Raw genomic sequence first — 17,603 nt, forward strand, 5'->3', positions numbered from 1 at the left:
GACGGTGCACCCATCACCTCAGGGTAGTTCGAACGGCAGCGTCACACCGGCATGGACACGACACCGCGCACAGGTGTCGGTGCCCTCGACCGCCGCGATCGCGTTGCGCACGAGTCCCTTGAACGGCACCAGATTCTGCTCGAACGCGGCGAAAACCGCCGCCGCGCTGACGCCTTCGCCCGCCTCCAGCCCGGCATCCAGATCGGTCACCAGGGCGATTGCCGCGTAACACATTTCGAGTTCGCGGGCCAGGACGGCCTCCGGGAATCCGGTCATGTTCACCAGTTCCCAGCCCTGCGCGGCGAACCAGCGGCTCTCGGCACGGGTGGAGAACCTCGGCCCCTGCACCACGACCATTGTCGCGGTCGATCGCAGCGGCAGCTCCGGAACTACGGATCCGATTGCCGCACCGCGCAGTTCATCGCAGTAGGGGTCGGCGAAGGAGACGTGGACTCCGCCGTTGTCGAAGTAGGTCTGCGGCCGCCCGGACGTGCGGTCGACGAGTTGATCGGGCACCGCGACCGTCCCGGGGCCCCAGTCCGCGCGCAGGCTGCCCACGGCGCAGGGTGCGAGGACCCGGCGCACGCCGATCGAGCGCAACGCCCACAGATTCGCCTGATAGGGCACGGTGTGCGGGGAGAATTCGTGTTTGCGGCCGTGGCGCGGGAGGAATGCGACCTGCCGCCCCTCGACCTCCCCGACGGTGATCGGCGCACTCGGCGCACCGTAGGGTGTGTCGACCTCGAGGCTCACCGCGTCGTCGCCGAAGAAATCGTAGAAGCCGCTGCCGCCGATGATGGCCAGCGCGGGCCGGGGAACCGAACTCATGCGCCGATTCTCGCGCACCACCGGGTCCCGCGCGGAAACCGGGGCGCGACCACTCCCACCAGCCTGTACCCTGGTGGGGTATCACAGACGGCAGGCTCGACGGGCTGGGAGAAGAGGGCGATCCGGTGACCGAGGACGACATCACCACGGCGGAGACCACGTCGGGTCACGATCATGCCGGCCATGGGTACATCACCGCCAAGGACGACTACCTCAAGCGGCTGCGCCGCATCGAGGGCCAGGCCCGCGGCCTGCAGCGCATGGTCGAGCAGGAGCAGTACTGCATCGACATCCTCACCCAGGTCTCGGCCATGACCAAGGCCCTGCAGGCGGTGGCGATGGGCCTGCTCGAGGATCACATCAGCCACTGCGTCGTCGACGCGGCCGTGCGCGGCGGACCCGAGGCCGACGAGAAGATCAAAGAGGCCACCGACGCCATCGCCCGCCTCGTGCGGTCCTGAGCGAGCGGTCCGGGTGGCTTCCGGATCATCACGGACAACCGCCACCGATTTCGTGGACGACCGCGCCCCGCATCCGCACCCTCGCGGGGTTCGCGTCAGGGCGCGGATGCGGGGCAGCGTGCGGCGGTCTCAGCCGAGCGCGGCGGCCAGCGTCCGCAGGGTGCCCATGTAGTCGTTGCCCAGCGCCTGGATGGCGACGGTGTCGGCTCCGGCGGTGAGGTGCTCGGTCAGGCCCGCGGCAATCTGTTCGGCGGTGCCGTGCAGCGCCAGCGCGTCGATCAACTTGTCACTGCCGGGCGTGGTGAGATCCTCTTCGCTGAACCCGAGACGGCGCAGGTTGGACACGTAGTTGCGCAGGCCGAGGTAGAACTTCACCACGTCGCGGCCGGTCGGGCGGGCGGTGGCCGGATCGGTGTCCAGGACGATCTTCTGCTCGGCGACCAGCAGCGCGTCCGGCCCCAGGATCTCGCGGGCCTCGCGGGTGTGCTGCGGGATGGTCAGGTACGGGAGCGCGCCCGCGGTGCGGTCGCCGGAGAGCTTCAGCACCCGCGGGCCGAGTGCGGCCAGGGCTGTCTGCTGCTTGGGCACGCCGGCCTTGTCCAGGACGTCGATGTAGTCCACCAGGACGTCGTAGGGCTTGCGGTAGTCGTTGTCGTGCTCCGGGTGCCCGATCCCGATACCGAGGATGAAACGCCCCGGAAAACGCTTGTCGATGCGATGGAACGACTCCGCGGTCTCCGCCGCGGCCGCGCTCCACACGTTCACGATGCTGGTGCCGATGACGAGGTTCTCGGTCGCCTCCAGCAGCGACTCCACCACCGGCAGCTCGGCGGCGGGCGATCCACCCAGCCAGATCGAGCCGTACCCCAGACCTTCCAACTCCTTCGCCTCGTCCGGAGTCACTGCCCCGTAGTAGCGCCACACCCCGAACCGGCCGAGTCCACGAATCGTCATATCGGTTGTGAACCGCGACACTCCGGCACGTATTCCGCCCTGGTGAGGAACGGCTACACCACCCCCGCCTCGAATTCCGGATGCACGTGGATCGGGAGCGGTTCGGCCGCGACGGGCAGGATCTGCAGCCGCGCCCGCACGACCACCTCGGCGACCTCGTGCGGAATCGCGTCGTCCTCCTCGGGCTCCTCCAGTTCCACGCCGGCTTCGCGCGCGGCGCGATCGTGCAGCGCGCGAGCGTCCAGTGCGGCGTGCACGTGCCAGCGGAATTCACCGGCGGTCATGAGTTCCTCGTCGGCAGGTTCCTGTTCATCGGTGAGGCGCCGCGACTCGGTCAGCCCCTCGCCGACGAACGGAGCCAGATCGTATGCGGCACCACAGTTCTCGTCGTCGACGAAGATCAGGAACCCGTCCGTGCGACCCGCCCGCGCGAAACTGCCGAACAGCGTCGCACCCGTGCCGTCCACATCGGGCCAGCGGACGAATTCGCCCGCGGTGAGCGGTTCGTCCAGTTCGGGGACCCAGGCGGGCGGGACGACACCGGCCGCGGCGAGCCGATCGGCGGCCTCCTGCGCCACGTTGCGCGAGGGCTCGGCGATCAGGGCCGTGACGCAGCGCAGGAAGGCCAGCGCACCCGGCGTCGCCAATTCCTCCGCCCGGTCGACGAACAGGCGCACGAACACGTCCAGGTAGTCCGCGCTCTCCCCGTATCCGACCGCGAGCAGCCCCGCCGCCAGATATTCGCCGTCGACCGGCTCGTCCACCTGCTCGAATTCCGTTATCCGAGCGTCGACCTCGGCCATCATCTCGGCAACGCCGAGATCGTCGTTCTCGACGACGTCGGCGCCACCTCGGCGCACCTCGCCTCGCTTGTTCTCCTTGCCCTTACGGCCACGGCTCACCGGACTCATGAGAGCCGAGTCTGCCATCTCCGCCCGCCGGCGCACGAACACCCCGGGGAGCGAGTCGGCGCAGGCAGCCGGAATGCACCCCGCTCACGCTAGCGGCTATCGGACATTTCCCGCCGCCACTTCGGATTCCGCCCTGCTGCGAGCACGAGGACATAGGCTTGCCACGATCTGGCGAACCAGGATGGTCGCCTCCGGAGGGCACCGAGAATTTTCATGACAACCCTGGTTTGGCTCGTCGTCCCCTACCTCGCTTTCGCCTCCTTCGGCGTGGGCCACTGGTGGCGCTGGCGGCACGATCGATTCCGCTCCGGCGTCGCCGGCGGTCGCACCGACATCTCGCGCACCGGCTTGTGGCTGTTCCGGATCGGCATCCTGGTGGTGCTGCTCCCCCGGATCGGCCGAATACTGCTCAGCCGTACACATTTCGGCTTCTCCGTCAGCGTCTCGCAGGTCGCCCTCGTCAGCGAGGCGATCGCCGCACCGATCGCCTTGACCGGTGCGGTACTGCTGCTGTTGCCCGCCATGGTGAACGGCTCCACCCGCCCGGTCACCATCGTCGACCGCATCACGCTGCCGATCCTGGCCGCGGCGATCCTGTCGGGCGTCCTGGTGATCTTCGACCCGAAATCAACCGGCTCCCAGGACATTTCCGAACACACCCTGTTCGTCTGGTTCCCCTCCCTGTTCGGCCTCGACCCCCAGCCCGGCGTCATGGCCCACGCCCCGTTGCTCTACCGGGTCAGAGGGCTCACGGTCATCCTGGCCATCGCCGTGTGGCCCTACACCAGACTCGCCGGACTGTTCGCGCGCCCGATCGGGCACGGCATCCGCCGACTCACCACCGCACTGACATCAGCTGTCCGCCAAGCCAATTGACCTGCGGGTCACGCTCCGCAGCAACCCCCGGCAGTCGGCACGGTGCGCATCTCTCGGGTCTGGGCGTTGCGGGTGGCCAGATCCTCGTCGGCGGGGTAGTCGACGGCGATGAGGCTCAGCCCGTGGGCCGGAGCCACCGTGACGGAGCTGGAGCGGCTGCGTTCGTCGAGCAGGGAGGCCAGCCAGTCGGGAGTGCGGCGGCCCTCGCCCACCGCCAGCGCACCGCCGACCAGGCTCCGGACCATCGACCAGCAGAACGCGTCGGCGGTGACATGGGCGGTCAACAGATCGCCGGTCCGGTCCCAGTCGAAGCGCTGGAGTTCGCGGACGGTGGTCGCACCTTCGCGGCGGCGGCAGAATGCGGCGAAATCGTGCAGCCCCAACAGGTTTCGCGATGCCTCGCGCATCGCGTCCAGGTCCACCGGGCGGCACGGGACCACGCTACGGGCCTGCAACGGCGACGCACCGTACGGCGCGGTGGTCAGCCGGTAGACGTAGTGGCGGCGGATCGCCGAGAAGCGGGCGTCGAACTCGGCGGGCGCGGGCCGAATCCCGGTGACCCGCACATCCTTCGGCAGAAATCGGGCGAGCCGATGCAGCAACTTGCCAGCATCGATTTCGGCGGCGGTATCGAAATGCGCGACCTGCCCTTCGGCGTGCACTCCGGCGTCGGTGCGCCCCGCGACGGTCAGCTGGACCGGCTCCCGCAGCACCTTGCTCAGCGATTCCTCCAACACGCCCTGCACCGTGCGCAGACCCGGCTGACGTGCCCACCCGGTGAAATCGGTGCCGTCATAGGAGATATCCAGCCGTACCCGAATCGAGACGGTTCGCTCGGACGAATCGGACATGGTCACAGCGATCTCCTGGTTAACATGAACGAAGCCCGCCGACCCGGAGGGGACGGCGGGCTCGCGCATGGATCCGACGCAGCGGTCAGGCTTCCTCGGTGGCAGCCTCTTCGGCAGCGGCCTCGGCCGCAGGCTCGGTCTCGGCAGCCTCGTCGGCCTTGGGGGCCTCCTCGGACTTGGCCTGCTGCGACGCGGCGACCCGACGGGCACGATCGGCCTCGTTGGTCACGGTCTTCTCCCGGACCAGCTCGATGATCGCCATCGGCGCGTTGTCACCCTTGCGAGGGATGGTCTTGATGATCCGGGTGTAACCACCCTCGCGGCCCTCGAACGACGGTCCGATGGTCGCGAAGAGCTCGTGCACGACATCCTTGTTGCGGATGACCTTGAGCACCTCGCGGCGGTCGGCCAGCGAGCCGGCCTTGGCCTTGGTGACGAGCTTCTCGGCGTACGGGCGCAGCGCCTTGGCCTTGGCCTCGGTGGTCGTGATCCGACCGTGCTCGAAGAGCGCCTGCGCCAGATTGGCGAAGATCGCCTTCTGGTGCGACGCCGACCCGCCGAAGCGAGCACCCTTCTTGGGCTTGGGCATTGGTTGTTCTCCTTTGGGAAGGCCCCGGGGACGCTGCCCCGTACGGCCTAGAGCTGTTCGGTTTCGGCGTAGTCCTGCTCGCCGTTGTCGGTGTCGCTGAACGTGCCGCTGTCGCTCCAGGTACCCGTGGCGGCGTCGTAGCCGACGACGCTGGAAGGATCGAAGGAGGCCGGGCTGTCCTTGAGCGACAGACCCAGCGAGTGCAGCTTGACCTTGACCTCGTCGATGGACTTCTGCCCGAAGTTGCGGATGTCCAACAGATCCGACTCGGTGCGCGCGACCAGCTCACCCACGGTGTGCACACCCTCGCGCTTGAGGCAGTTGTACGAACGCACGGTCAGGTCCAGGTCCTCGATCGGCAGCGCGAACGAGGCGATGTGATCCGCCTCGGCCGGGCTGGGCCCGATCTCGATGCCCTCGGCCTCGACATTGAGCTCACGCGCCAGACCGAACAGCTCGACCAGGGTCTTACCGGCGGAGGCCAGCGCATCCCGCGGGGAGATCGAGTTCTTGGTCTCGACGTCCAGGATGAGCCGGTCGAAGTCGGTACGCTGCTCGACACGGGTCGCCTCGACCTTGTAGGTCACCTTCAGCACCGGAGAGTAGATCGAGTCGACCGGAATCCGGCCGATCTCCGCACCCGAGGCCTTGTTCTGCACGGCCGGGACGTAACCGCGACCGCGCTCGACCACGAGCTCGATCTCCAGCTTGCCCTTGTCGTTCAGGGTCGCGATGTGCATATCCGGGTTGTGCACGGTCACGCCCGCCGGGGGAACGATGTCACCGGCGATGACCGCGCCGGGGCCCGACTTGCGCACGTACATGGTGACCGGCTCGTCCTCTTCGGACGACACGACCAGCCCCTTGAGGTTCAGGATGATGTCGGTGACATCCTCCTTCACGCCCGGGACGGTGGTGAACTCGTGCAGCACGCCGTCGATGCGGATGCTGGTGACCGCGGCGCCCGGGATGCTCGAGAGCAGGGTGCGGCGCAGCGAGTTGCCGAGGGTGTAACCGAAGCCCGGCTCGAGCGGTTCGATGGTGAACTTCGAGCGGTTCTCGGCGATGACCTCTTCGGTCAGCGTCGGTCGCTGTGAAATCAGCATGAGGATCTCCTCCTTCAGGGGCGCCCGCTATTTGACGCCCACGACTGGGGTTGCGGGAGACCGCGTTCCGCGGAACACGGCCTCCCACCAGCGGCGTGTGTAACGCCTTACTTCGAGTAGTACTCGACGATGAGCTGTTCGTTCAGCGGCACATCGATCTGCGCGCGCTCGGGCAGCTGGTGCACCAGGATCCGCAGCCGGTTCGGCACGACCTGCAGCCAGCCGGCGTTCGGACGGTCACCGATGGTCTCGCGCGCCACCTGGAACGGCAGCGTCGGCAGCGACTTCTCCTTGACATCGATGATGTCGTACTGGCTCACCTGGAAGCTGGGAACGTCGACCTTCTTGCCGTTCACCAGGAAGTGGCCGTGCGAGACGAGCTGACGGGCCTGACGACGGGTGCGAGCCAGACCGGCGCGGTACACGACGTTGTCCAGACGCGACTCCAGCAGGCGCAGCAGGTTGTCACCCGTCTTGCCCTTCTGGCGATTCGCCTCTTCGTAGTACCGGCGGAACTGCTTCTCCATGACGCCGTAGGAGAAGCGAGCCTTCTGCTTCTCCTGCAGCTGCATCAGGTACTCGGACTCCTTGATCCGCGCGCGGCCGTGCTGGCCGGGCGGGTAAGGACGACGCTCGAACGCCTGGTCGCCTCCGACGAGGTCGACACGCAGACGACGCGACTTGCGGGTGATGGGGCCTGTATAACGAGCCATTTTTCGCTAAATTCCTTTCCCGCTAGACGCGACGCCGCTTGGGCGGACGGCAGCCGTTGTGCGGCTGCGGGGTGACGTCGGAGATCGTGCCCACCTCGAGGCCCGCGGCCTGCAGCGAGCGGATCGCGGTCTCACGGCCCGAACCCGGGCCCTTGACGAACACGTCGACCTTCTTGACGCCGTTCTCCTGCGCCTTGCGGGCAGCGTTCTCGGCGGCGAGCTGCGCGGCGAACGGGGTCGACTTGCGCGAACCCTTGAAACCGACGTGGCCGGAGGACGCCCAGGAGATGACGTTGCCCTCGGGGTCGGTGATCGACACGATGGTGTTGTTGAACGTGGACTTGATGTGCGCGTGGCCGTGCGGGACGTTCTTCTTGTCCCTGCGCCGCGACTTCTGGGTCTTCTTGGGGCCGGAGGTCCGGCTCTTCGGAGGCATCGGTTATATCCCCTACTTCTTCTTGCCGGCGACGGTCTTCTTCGGACCCTTGCGCGTACGCGCATTGGTCTTGGTCCGCTGACCGCGCACCGGAAGGTGGCGACGGTGGCGGATGCCCTGGTAGCAGCCGATCTCGATCTTGCGGCGGATGTCGGCCTGCACCTCGCGGCGCAGGTCACCCTCGACCTTGATCTGGTCCGACGCCTCGATGTAATCGCGCAACCGGGTGACGTCATCGTCGGTGAGGTCCTTCGAACGCAGGTCGGGGCTGATGCCCGTGCCTGCGAGGATCTCCTTGGAGCGGGTACGACCGATACCGAAAATGTAGGTCAGTGCGATCTCCATGCGCTTGTCGCGCGGGAGGTCGACGCCCATCAGACGTGCCATATGGCATTTCCTTCATGTTGCGGAGGTCTGCTCCCTGGCCGTCCCCTCGTCTGGGGCCCCGGCCTCCGTTCCGGGGGTGGTTCCGGCATCCGCCCGCCTCGTCCCTGGAGACTTCGCGGGCTCGCCGATGCCGTGTGGCGCTGGGAGTTCTTCATATGTGCCAATCCGAACCGCGTTCGGTGCTTGGCTGGTGGTGCGAACCGGGGGTCGCCCCCGCCGGGACTAGCCCTGACGCTGCTTGTGACGCAGGTTGTCGCAGATCACCATGACCCGGCCGTTACGGCGGATCACCTTGCACTTCTCGCAGATCTTCTTGACGCTCGGGTTGACCTTCACGTCATTCCAATCTTCTCGGTGTTCACCGGCTGTGAACACAGGTTTTCCCCGACCGGTGCGGCCGGGGAAATCTATGGGGCGATCGCCGAAGCGATCACTTGTAGCGGTAGACGATGCGACCGCGGGTCAGGTCGTACGGCGAAAGCTCCACAACCACACGATCCTCGGGGAGGATACGGATGTAGTGCTGCCGCATCTTGCCGCTGATGTGGGCGAGAACCTTGTGGCCATTTTCCAGCTCGATCCGGAACATCGCGTTGGGCAACGGCTCGATGACCCGGCCCTCGACCTCGATGGCCCCTTCCTTCTTCGCCATATCCTCCGCGATCCCGTTTGCGCTGAAACCCTGGCTGGTCGCAGCTCGTCGGCGGATTTCTCCGCCGTCACCGTCTGTTTTGCGGCCGACTCTCGTGCACTTTCGCCGACCTGGTGCCATACTCACCGGACAGCAACATGCGAACATGAAACGACCGGCGGATAGGTGCACCGCCGACCAAGCTTACCTGTGCCCACTTCCCCCCTCCAAACCGGTCCATTCTGCCCTGCGCGAAGCGCGCCCGAGGCGATTGCGCGGCGCGGGGACCGCCGCTCTCAGGCCAGCGGCCCGCGGCCGGTGCGCGGTCCCCAGACGCTGATCAGGGCGAACATGATCAGCAGGGCCGCGGTGATGATCGTGAAGACCGTCCCCGGGCCGCGACTGTCCAGCAGTGGCAACAGCAGGAACGGCTGGATCGCGGTGCTGAGTTTGGACAGCGAGTAGGTGGTGCCCGAGGCGGTGCCGCGGACGGCGGTGGGGAACGATTCGGGCAGATAGGTGTGGATCGCGTCGGAGAACACGTTGCTCGCCAGGGTGAACAGCCCGCCCGAGATCAGGATCAGCGGGATGCTCACCGCGAATCCGAAGATCAGGCCGAAGATCGCCATCGCGGCGGTGGAGACCAGCACCAGATATTTGCGTTCCATCCGCTCGATCAGCGGGACCGCCAGCAGTGAGCCGATCGGGTAGCCCAGATAGGTGATCGCCAGGTACCCCAGCGAGTTGACCACCGTGAAACCCTTGTGCTGCAACACCAGAACGGCCAGCGTGCCGAAGCCGTAGTAGCCGAAGACCTGCAGGATCATCGCCGCGGAGAACAGCAGGGTGCGGGAGCGCAGCGGCGCGGCGAGAATCTCGGTGAAGCGCGTGCGTTCGGCCGTGCGATCCCGATGTTGTTCCCAGCGCGGCGATTCCGGCATGAACCGGCGCGCGAAGAACACCAGCGCAGCGCCCAGTCCGCCGATCACGAACAGCCACCGCCAGCCGTCCAGGCCCAGCGGCTTCAGCGGAACCAGCCAGCGCGCCAGGAATCCCACCGTGGGGACCGCGCAGAAACCGATCGTGTAGGCGATGGAGATCATCCGCCCGCGTACCTGCGGCGGCATCACCTCGGACAGATAGGTGTCCGCGAGGGTCATCTCCGCGCCGATGCCCAGACCGGCCAGCATTCGGGTCACCATCAGGAACCACACGTTCGGGCTGAAGGCGCCCAGCAGGGTGAATCCCGCGTAGAGGCCGATGTTGATCATGAACATCCGGCGGCGTCCGAACAGGTCCGACAACCGGCCCAGCACCAGCGCGCCGAAGAACTGGCCGACGAACGCCGAGGCCAGGATGCCGCTGAGCTGATAGGTCGACAGATGCAACTGCTCTTTGAAGACGCCGGTGATCGTCCCGGCCAGGAACAGCTCGTACAGATCGAAGAACAGCCCCATGCCGACCAGTGCGACGAGCCTGCGATGGATGGGCCGGACCGGCAGTTCGTCGAGGCGACCGGCGCCCTCGTGATCGACCGATTGTGCCATCGCGCCCTGCTCCTGAACTCGTACATCCCCCGGCGACAGCGCCCGCCGAGCCCGGCCGAGACTACACCGCACACAGGTCCCGCACCTGCCCTGCTCGATGGAGCAGCGGATCACTCGTCATCGGGTGCGCTCGCGTAAACTGCGGACTGTCCAGGTAATCGGCCGAGCAGATCCCAGGGGGACACCAGTGAGCGAGCGCAGCGACTACGTCGTCGGCGACGCAGCGCACGCAGCCATGGCGAGCACCGACGAGGTGGCGCTGTGAGTAACAACGAACTCCCGATGCTGCCACCGTGGCTGTCCGAGAGCGAAGGCGCGGAGTCCGGCTACGAAGCCCCCGTACAGAACCTGCCGCAGCGGGATCTGATCTCGGAGAAGCCGTCCAAGCGTCCTCGGTTCGGCCGCAAGGCCGAAAGCGAGCGTCCCGACCCCGGACTCAAGGGCCGCAACAAGAAAAAGGGTAAATCCAAATCCGAGGATGCGCCCGAGCAGCGGCCGTGGGGTGAGCCACAGTCCGAGTCGCAGGCGTGGGGCGAGCCACAGCAGAGCGCCCAGTCCCAGGGTGTGCGTCCGAACGAGACAGCGGCACCGGCCGATCCGCGTCAGTTCGCGCCGAACGCCCAGCGCCCCAACGGGGAATTCCAGCCGCCGGCGCCCGAGAATCCCCATTCCGTGGGCGGATTCCCGCAGCCCGACAACGGTTTCGGACCCGGTCCCCGGCCGAATACCGGCCCGCAGCAGACGGGCCAGGATTTCCCCGGTCCCGATCAGCGCGGTCCCGGACCGATGCCGCAGGGCGAATTCGTTCAGCCGCAACAGAATCAGCCGCAGCCTCCCGGCCCGATGCCGCCGCAACAGCTTCCGCCGCGGCAGTCCGGTCCGATGCCGCAGGTACCTCCGGCGCAGCCGGACGGGCCGCCCCCGAACCGCCCGCCGATTCCCGATGCACCGCAGGCGTATTCGACTCCCGCGACGCCGGAGTCCGGTGACGCCGGTGAGATGACCGTGCGGGTCGGCGGCCGGCCGGATCTGCCGCCTCCCCCGCAGCAGACGCCGCAGCGGCCGCCGCTGCCCGAACCTCCGGGGCAGCACGAGGGACATCCGGCTGCCGATGATTCCGGTGCGCCCGACTGGGTGACCGGGCTGGATTCGCCCGCGCCGCAAGAGGATTCCGGCGCCCTGGGTCCGGATGCCGAGACACCGCAGCGGCTGCCCGATTCCCCTGCCCCGCAACCGAATACGCCCGCACCCGAGGCGCTCGCCCAGCCTCCGGCCACCCCGGAGCGGGGCATCGACCCCAACAGCGGGCGGCATCAGGCATACGATGCGCCCGCGCCGACCCACCCGGGTCCGGATTCCGATCGGACCGTGGTCGCGGGACGCCCGGACGAGCAGCATCCCCAGGCTCCGTATCCGCCCGCCGCACAGGGATTTTCCGGCGATCGCCCGCCTTCCGGCGACTACCGGCAGGTTCCGCCGCCCGATGCGCCGAACTTCGCGGCGCAGCAGCCGCCGGTCGCGCCGCAGAACGAGCAGTACTCGCCGCAGGCTCCGGGTCCGGCCCAGTCCGATCCGCGTTTCGGCGCTCCGGCGCAACCGCCGATGCAGGGCAACCAGTGGAACGCCCCGGCTCCGCAGCAGGGCGGTCAGGGTTATCCACAGCAGTACCAGCAAGGGCAGTACCAGCAGCAACCGCCGCAGTACCAGCAGCAGCAGTACCCCCCGGGACAGCAGCCTTCGCTGGACGACGTCCCGGTGCGCAGGGCCAAGAAGGCCCCCGGCACCGGATGGCGGCGCACCGTGCACCACATCTCCGGCGGCGCGATCAATCCCGGCATGTCGGCCGAGGAGCGGCGGCTGCAGGAGTTGGTGGCCCGCATCCGCCAGCCGGTCCGCGGTGACTACCGGATCGCGGTGCTCTCCCTCAAGGGTGGCGTCGGCAAGACGACCACGACGATGGGCATCGGCTCGATCTTCTCCTCCATTCGCGGCGACCGCGTCATCGCGGTGGACGCCAACCCGGACTTCGGCACGTTGTCCCAGCGCGTGCAGTTGCAGACCCGCTCCACGGTGCGCGATCTGCTGCTGGACCCGTCGATCAACTCCTACTCCGACGTCCGCCGGCACACCTCCCAAGGCACCAGCCGACTGGAAGTGCTTGCCAGCGAACGGGATCCGGCCGCCTCGGAATCCTTCAGCGATGACGAGTACCGCCAGGTCGCACGCATCCTGCAGCGGTTCTACAACATCATCCTCACCGACTGCGGAACCGGTCTGATGCATTCGGCGATGGCCGGTGTGCTGGAGTTGGCGCACTCGCTGGTGCTGATCTCGTCCTCGGCGATCGACGGCGCCCGCAGCGCCGCGGCCACCCTGGACTGGTTGTCCCTGCACGGCCACGACCACCTGGTCCGCAACGCCGTCGTGGTGATCAACCTCCCCCGTCCCGGCTCCCCCAACGTCGGCATCCAGCAACTGCGCGAATACTTCCTGTCCCGCTGCCGCGCCGTCCACATCATCCCCTACGACGCCCACCTGTCCGAGGGCGCCGAAATCGAACTGGCCCGCCTGCACAAGACCACCAAGCGGGCCCTGGTCGAACTCGCCGCGACCGTCGCCGACGACTTCGCCACCGAACACCACAGATTCAGTTACTGACCGTTCGAAAACGAACCACACCAACGGAATTCAATTCGCGCCCGCCTCGGCATCGAGGCGGGCGCGAATCGGTTCGGGCGCCGCAGCACCCGCCGAATGGCGGGTTTTTCCCGTCGCTTGGCTGTTCCGCTCGTGACGACCACCCGCCAGACTGGGCCGAGCAGCTATCAGCAGGAGGAGCCATGACCGACAGCGACGTCGCGACCTCAGCACCGATCGGACCGCCCGTACCGTTCGACCCGGAACTCGCCGCGGCGCTGGAGGTGATCCTGCCGCACATGCCGACCTTCACCAGCGTGGAATCCATCCCGCAGATCCGGGCCAGGGCCGGCGATCTCCTGGTGTATCGCTCGAACGAGGACCTCAGCCGCGAGGGCACCCTGCACGTCGAGGAGGTTTTCATCCCCGGGGCGCCCGGAGCGCAGATCTCGCTGATCATCTGCCGCCCGGTGCGAGCCCAGGCGCCGACCGCGGCGATCTATCACACGCACGGCGGCGGCATGATCCTCGGCAGCAACCGCATGATCAGTGACGAAATGCTGGACTGGGTGGTCGAATTCGACGCGACCCTGATCTCGGTCGATTACCGGCTCGCTCCGGATACGCCGCACCCCGGGCCGGTAGAGGACTGCTATACCGGGCTGACCTGGGTTGCCGATCACGCCGCGGAACTCGGCATCGACCCGGCGCGAATCGTCATCGCGGGAGAAAGCGCGGGCGGCGGCCTGGCCGCGGCGACCGCGCTACTGGCCCGGGACCGGCAGGGTCCGGCGATCGCGGCGCAGGTCCTGATGTGCCCGATGCTCGACGACCGCAACGACACTCCCTCGGCGATCCAGGGCGAAGGGCGCGGCGTCTGGCACCGCCACACGAACGAGATCGGCTGGTCCGCGCTGCTGGGCGAATCTCGCGGCGGCCCCGACGTCTCGCCCTACGCTGCTCCCGCGCGCGCAACCGACTTGTCCGGTCTGCCACCGACATTGATCGATGTAGGCTCGGCGGAGACGTTCCGGGACGAGGCGGTCGCCTACGCGGGCAATATCTGGCGCGCGGGAGGCCAGGCGGAACTGCACGTTTTCGCCGGAGGTTTCCACGGATACGATGGCCTGGCTCCGCAGGCGACGGTCTCCCAGGACACCAAGGACGCCCGGATTCGGTGGCTGCGCAGGATCATGAACTCCTGACCGAACAGAGGAAAGACGATGCGAGAGCTCACCATCCGCCTCTCGGCACTCGCTCCGGAAGCGGCGAACGCGCTGCACGTGGTCGCCTATTTCGATCGGCTCGTCGAGCACGGCGCCGGTTCTCGTTCGGTACTGCGCGGCGCCGCAATACTTTCCGGGTGCCCGGTGGGCTTCGTCGATCGAACGCACGGCAACAGTTGGCGGGTTCTTCCGGATGGGACGTTCACGGCGCCGGAACCGGAGGCCGCGGAGACGTGGCCGCGGGTCGCCGCGGGCGATGGTTCGCTCGAAATGTGGCTGGAGCGTGCCGAACCCGTCGAGGGTGGGCTCGACGCACTCGTCCTCGAACGGGCGCTGCTGGCCGCGGCGACCATGCTCGGCCGCACCGCGGACACCCCCGAGCAGCGCCGGGCCGGATGGATCCAGACGCTACTGGCGGACGACCCGGACGATGCGGCCCGCGACGCCGCCCTGCGCGGACTCGGGCTGACCGCCACGACCCCGCTGTGCGTCGTCGCCACGGCCGACGACACTCCGTTGCTCGCGTCGTCGATCGACGATGCCCGCACCGCGATCGGCGCCGGACGTGCGGGTATCGGTCCGATCGTGCCCGCGCGAGCAGCCGCGACGTCGTGGCGGCAGGCCCGCTCGGCGCGCAGGCTGACAGCCGAAGGCACACAACAGGATCCGGGTGATCGTGTAGTCCTCGCCGAGGAAACCGGCACCCTGCTCGTCCTCGCCGCGAGTATCCGTCCGGACGAGACGCCACCAGCGGATGTCGTGGCGCTGGAGGACGCGGCCACCACCACCGCGTGGATGTTGGAGACCCTGCACGCGATCAGCACCACCAACAGCGTGCGAGACGCCGCGAGCGTCCTGCATCTGCACCACTCCACGGTGCAGGAGCGCGCCGCCCGAGCCGATCGGGTCCTGGGCTGGAATGTGTTGAGCCAGCGCGGAAAACAGCGCACCCAGCTCGCCTTGGTGATGCGTCGCATCCTCGCCGCTCGGTGAGCAGCGATCCATCCACCGGTTCACACGACCATCGCGTGCCTCGCGCAGGACACGTTCGAGCAGGTGGGAGGTCCGAGCGGCCGTAACGGCCAGGTATCCGGAGCCGATAATCGGATAACTCGTCGGGAGGACTTGAATGAGAAGAACGACAATCGCCGCCACGCGAGTCGCGATCGGGGCCGTCTCGGTGCTGGGTTTCGCCGCGGTGATCGGCTCCGGCACAGCTCAGGCGGCACCGCAGGACTGTGTCGTCACGCGGGACCTGTTCGGCGCGACCGCAGCATGCCACGACACCGGAACACCTGCCGGCAGGGAGTACACCCTGGTCGTCGAGTGCGTCGGACTGCACGGCGTACCGAACGCCTTTCCGCTGATGGCCATCGGCCCGTACCGGGGTTCGTGGGGCGGTTCCTTCGCTCCGTCCGGTCAGGGCACGGCCACCTGTTTGGGGCCCACCAGCGTCGGAACCGCCACCAACGCCTATGTAGCGATATACCGCTACTGATCGAACCCGGAGCCCACCTCTGCGCCGGTACGCGCTCGCGAGAATAGCTGGCGCCCAACGACTATCGCCCGCACGAACAGACCCGGTCGGGTACGAGCGTCCCGATCAGGCTGTTCTGCTCGTCGTCTCCGATGGCGAAAATCCCGAGCGGCCCAGGAATCCCAGTAGTTGCTCATGAGCGGGCGCATCAAGGGGAACCGGTTGCGCGGGCCCGAACATGCCGGGGCGGCGGAAGGTGTCGAAGTCCATGGACCGCATCGTGGTGACGACCAACTCACCCATCCCCGACACCGGCGGCCTCGACAGCGATCTGCGCGGCTACGCGGCGGGCGTGGCCCGCGACATCAGCGGTCCCGACGGGCTCGCGGTGCCACGCCTGGCCATGGCCCTGTCCCAGAGCGGTGCGATCGGCGCGGACGCTCGCGACCGCTTCATCGACGAGCGCCGACGCCAGATTCAGCAGATGCTCGACCGTGCCGCGACGCGAGGCGAGAATCCGCCTGCGGCCCTGGACATCCTCGACCACCTCCTCGCTCCGCTCTACATCCGCATCCTGTTCGGTATGGGTCCACTCACCCCCGGCTACATCGATTCCCTGGTCGACCGGCTGCTCGCCACCTCCCGCCCGAAGTCCGTGTAGCGACGACCATGAGACGGTGACCGGGCTCATCGTCCGGGGCTCGAGCCGGGGTCTCCGATGGCTGGGCTCCTGTGCGGCGCGGCCGTGGCTCTGCGGCGTCTCTTCCTCCGATCGTGCGGATCGTCGGACTTCTTCGATCACGCACGAGATCATCACTGGCACAGGCGGTATCGATATCGGTTGAGATTCCCGTGCCTGACGAGAAGTTCCACGACCCTGTTCCGCGCCGCGCTGCAGCGGCCGGTGGGACGGTCGCGCACAACGACAGACGAAGAGCCGCGATGGCAGAATCCTCTGGGTGGCAAGCCTTATCACTATCGAGAACATCCGCAGGGCGGCGGACCGGCTGGCCGATGTCGTGCACCGGACGCCGGTGCTCACATCCCGCATCTTGAACGAGCGCGTCGGCGCCGAGGTGTTCTTGAAGTGCGAGAACTTCCAGCGGATCGGTGCGTTCAAGTTCCGGGGGGCCTACAACGCGCTCGCCGAGCTGACATCCGAACAGCGCGAACGCGGGGTGGCGACCTGGTCTTCGGGGAACCACGCCCAGGCGATCGCTCTGGCTGCGGGACTGCTGGGCACCTCGGCCCTGATCGTGATGCCCGCGGACGCCCCTGCCTCGAAGTTGGCTGCTACCAAGGGATATGGAGCCGAGGTCGTCACCTACGACCGCTACACCGAGGACCGGACCGCGATCGGTGCGGCCTTGGCGGCCGAACGCGGGCTGACCGTCATCCCACCGTTCGACCACCCCGCGGTCATGGCGGGCCAGGGCACCGCGGCGCTCGAACTGGTCGAGCAGGCCGGGCCGCTCGACGCCTTCCTCGCCCCGATCGGCGGCGGCGGGCTGATGGCAGGGTGCGCGACCGCCGTGAGCGCGCTGTGCCCCGACGCTCGCATCATCGGCGTCGAACCCGTCGACGGCGACGACACGAAACGTTCACTCGCAGCCGGTCACCGGGTTCGGATACCGGTTCCACGCACCATCGCCGACGCTCAGGCGGCCGACATTCCCGGCGAACTCACCTTCCCGATCAACCAGCAGCTGGTCGACGAAATCACCCTCGTCACGGACGATCAACTGGTGACGGCGATGTCGTTCCTCTTCGACACGATGAAGATCGTCGCCGAACCGACCGGAGCCGCCGCCGTCGCCGCACTCCTGTCCGGCCGGGTCCAGCTCCCGGGTGCGCGTATCGGCCTCGTCATCTCCGGCGGCAACATCAGCGCGTCACGCTTCGCGGCCCTCGTGGGAGAGCGCGACTCACGGAAACCAGCTCAGCAGCTGTAAGAGGCCAGGACGTTGGCGGCG

The 17,603-nt window shown here is 67.7% G+C and carries 20 protein-coding genes; 8 read left to right on the plus strand and 12 right to left on the minus strand.

Annotation, left to right across the window (positions count from 1 at the left end):
- Positions 1-18: 18 nt before the first annotated feature.
- Entirely contained in the window at positions 19-828 is an 810-nt protein-coding gene (locus tag K7711_RS01675; RefSeq protein WP_222964224.1) for an S-methyl-5'-thioadenosine phosphorylase, read from the minus strand.
- A 125-nt stretch (positions 829-953) separates the two neighbouring features.
- Between K7711_RS01675 and K7711_RS01680 the strand changes: the two genes are divergently transcribed.
- Positions 954-1,289: a metal-sensitive transcriptional regulator gene (locus tag K7711_RS01680; RefSeq protein ID WP_372460088.1), complete on the plus strand. Its 336-nt coding sequence runs from the start codon at positions 954-956 to the stop codon at positions 1,287-1,289.
- A gap of 129 nt (positions 1,290-1,418) precedes the next feature.
- Here the strand turns inward: K7711_RS01680 and K7711_RS01685 are convergent, their stop codons facing one another.
- Both K7711_RS01685 and K7711_RS01690 read right to left on the minus strand, forming a co-directional pair.
- Complete coding sequence (locus tag K7711_RS01685; RefSeq protein ID WP_222964226.1) at positions 1,419-2,243, minus strand: LLM class F420-dependent oxidoreductase; 825 nt, start codon at positions 2,241-2,243, stop codon at positions 1,419-1,421.
- Between the two features lie 53 nt (positions 2,244-2,296).
- On the minus strand, positions 2,297-3,154 hold the full coding sequence (locus K7711_RS01690) for a hypothetical protein (protein ID WP_222964228.1): 858 nt from the start codon (positions 3,152-3,154) through the stop codon (positions 2,297-2,299).
- Positions 3,155-3,367: 213 nt separating this feature from the next.
- On the opposite strand from K7711_RS01690, the gene K7711_RS01695 reads away from it, so the two are divergent.
- On the plus strand, positions 3,368-4,030 hold the full coding sequence (locus tag K7711_RS01695; RefSeq protein WP_222964230.1) for a respiratory nitrate reductase subunit gamma: 663 nt from the start codon (positions 3,368-3,370) through the stop codon (positions 4,028-4,030).
- 8 nt (positions 4,031-4,038) lie between these two features.
- Here the strand turns inward: K7711_RS01695 and truA are convergent, their stop codons facing one another.
- The 9 genes from truA to K7711_RS01740 all read right to left on the minus strand — a co-directional run bounded on the left by truA (position 4,039) and on the right by K7711_RS01740 (position 10,290).
- Positions 4,039-4,881 carry a tRNA pseudouridine(38-40) synthase TruA gene (gene truA, locus K7711_RS01700; RefSeq protein ID WP_235746703.1) on the minus strand — a complete coding sequence of 281 codons (843 nt, stop codon included), beginning with the start codon at positions 4,879-4,881 and terminating at the stop codon, positions 4,039-4,041.
- Positions 4,882-4,966: 85 nt separating this feature from the next.
- Entirely contained in the window at positions 4,967-5,470 is a 504-nt protein-coding gene (gene rplQ / locus K7711_RS01705; protein ID WP_222964234.1) for a 50S ribosomal protein L17, read from the minus strand.
- Between the two features lie 47 nt (positions 5,471-5,517).
- On the minus strand, positions 5,518-6,576 hold the full coding sequence (locus tag K7711_RS01710; protein ID WP_040818611.1) for a DNA-directed RNA polymerase subunit alpha: 1,059 nt from the start codon (positions 6,574-6,576) through the stop codon (positions 5,518-5,520).
- A 107-nt stretch (positions 6,577-6,683) separates the two neighbouring features.
- The gene (gene rpsD / locus K7711_RS01715) at positions 6,684-7,289 is read right to left on the minus strand and encodes a 30S ribosomal protein S4 (RefSeq protein ID WP_040818609.1); all 606 of its coding nucleotides are present in this window, start codon (positions 7,287-7,289) and stop codon (positions 6,684-6,686) included.
- Positions 7,290-7,311: 22 nt separating this feature from the next.
- Positions 7,312-7,725 (minus strand): 30S ribosomal protein S11, encoded by a 414-nt coding sequence (gene rpsK / locus K7711_RS01720; protein WP_040818607.1) that lies wholly within the window; start codon positions 7,723-7,725, stop codon positions 7,312-7,314.
- Between the two features lie 12 nt (positions 7,726-7,737).
- Positions 7,738-8,112, minus strand: coding sequence for a 30S ribosomal protein S13 (gene rpsM, locus K7711_RS01725; RefSeq protein ID WP_040818606.1), 375 nt, complete (start codon positions 8,110-8,112; stop codon positions 7,738-7,740).
- A 222-nt stretch (positions 8,113-8,334) separates the two neighbouring features.
- The gene (gene rpmJ / locus K7711_RS01730) at positions 8,335-8,448 is read right to left on the minus strand and encodes a 50S ribosomal protein L36 (protein WP_040818798.1); all 114 of its coding nucleotides are present in this window, start codon (positions 8,446-8,448) and stop codon (positions 8,335-8,337) included.
- 94 nt (positions 8,449-8,542) lie between these two features.
- Positions 8,543-8,764, minus strand: a complete 222-nt coding sequence (gene infA / locus K7711_RS01735; RefSeq protein ID WP_040804562.1) for a translation initiation factor IF-1 — start codon at positions 8,762-8,764, stop codon at positions 8,543-8,545.
- A 275-nt stretch (positions 8,765-9,039) separates the two neighbouring features.
- Positions 9,040-10,290, minus strand: a complete 1,251-nt coding sequence (locus K7711_RS01740; RefSeq protein ID WP_222964236.1) for an MFS transporter — start codon at positions 10,288-10,290, stop codon at positions 9,040-9,042.
- 261 nt (positions 10,291-10,551) lie between these two features.
- Here K7711_RS01740 and K7711_RS48835 point away from each other — a divergent pair, with 261 nt between their 5' ends.
- The 6 genes from K7711_RS48835 (at position 10,552) to K7711_RS01770 (ending at position 17,582) form a co-directional block, all read left to right on the plus strand.
- Positions 10,552-12,948 (plus strand): MinD/ParA family ATP-binding protein, encoded by a 2,397-nt coding sequence (locus tag K7711_RS48835; protein ID WP_308014400.1) that lies wholly within the window; start codon positions 10,552-10,554, stop codon positions 12,946-12,948.
- A 182-nt stretch (positions 12,949-13,130) separates the two neighbouring features.
- Positions 13,131-14,132 (plus strand): alpha/beta hydrolase, encoded by a 1,002-nt coding sequence (locus K7711_RS01750; RefSeq protein WP_235746512.1) that lies wholly within the window; start codon positions 13,131-13,133, stop codon positions 14,130-14,132.
- An 18-nt stretch (positions 14,133-14,150) separates the two neighbouring features.
- Positions 14,151-15,146, plus strand: a complete 996-nt coding sequence (locus K7711_RS01755; RefSeq protein WP_222964238.1) for a helix-turn-helix domain-containing protein — start codon at positions 14,151-14,153, stop codon at positions 15,144-15,146.
- A 136-nt stretch (positions 15,147-15,282) separates the two neighbouring features.
- On the plus strand, positions 15,283-15,651 hold the full coding sequence (locus tag K7711_RS01760) for a hypothetical protein (protein ID WP_235746513.1): 369 nt from the start codon (positions 15,283-15,285) through the stop codon (positions 15,649-15,651).
- A 247-nt stretch (positions 15,652-15,898) separates the two neighbouring features.
- The gene (locus K7711_RS01765; RefSeq protein WP_222964240.1) at positions 15,899-16,291 is read left to right on the plus strand and encodes a TetR-like C-terminal domain-containing protein; all 393 of its coding nucleotides are present in this window, start codon (positions 15,899-15,901) and stop codon (positions 16,289-16,291) included.
- 298 nt (positions 16,292-16,589) lie between these two features.
- Complete coding sequence (locus tag K7711_RS01770) at positions 16,590-17,582, plus strand: threo-3-hydroxy-L-aspartate ammonia-lyase (RefSeq protein ID WP_222964241.1); 993 nt, start codon at positions 16,590-16,592, stop codon at positions 17,580-17,582.
- Positions 17,583-17,603: the final 21 nt, after the last annotated feature.

Source organism: Nocardia coffeae, assembly GCF_019890715.1.
Lineage (GTDB): Bacteria > Actinomycetota > Actinomycetes > Mycobacteriales > Mycobacteriaceae > Nocardia > Nocardia jiangxiensis.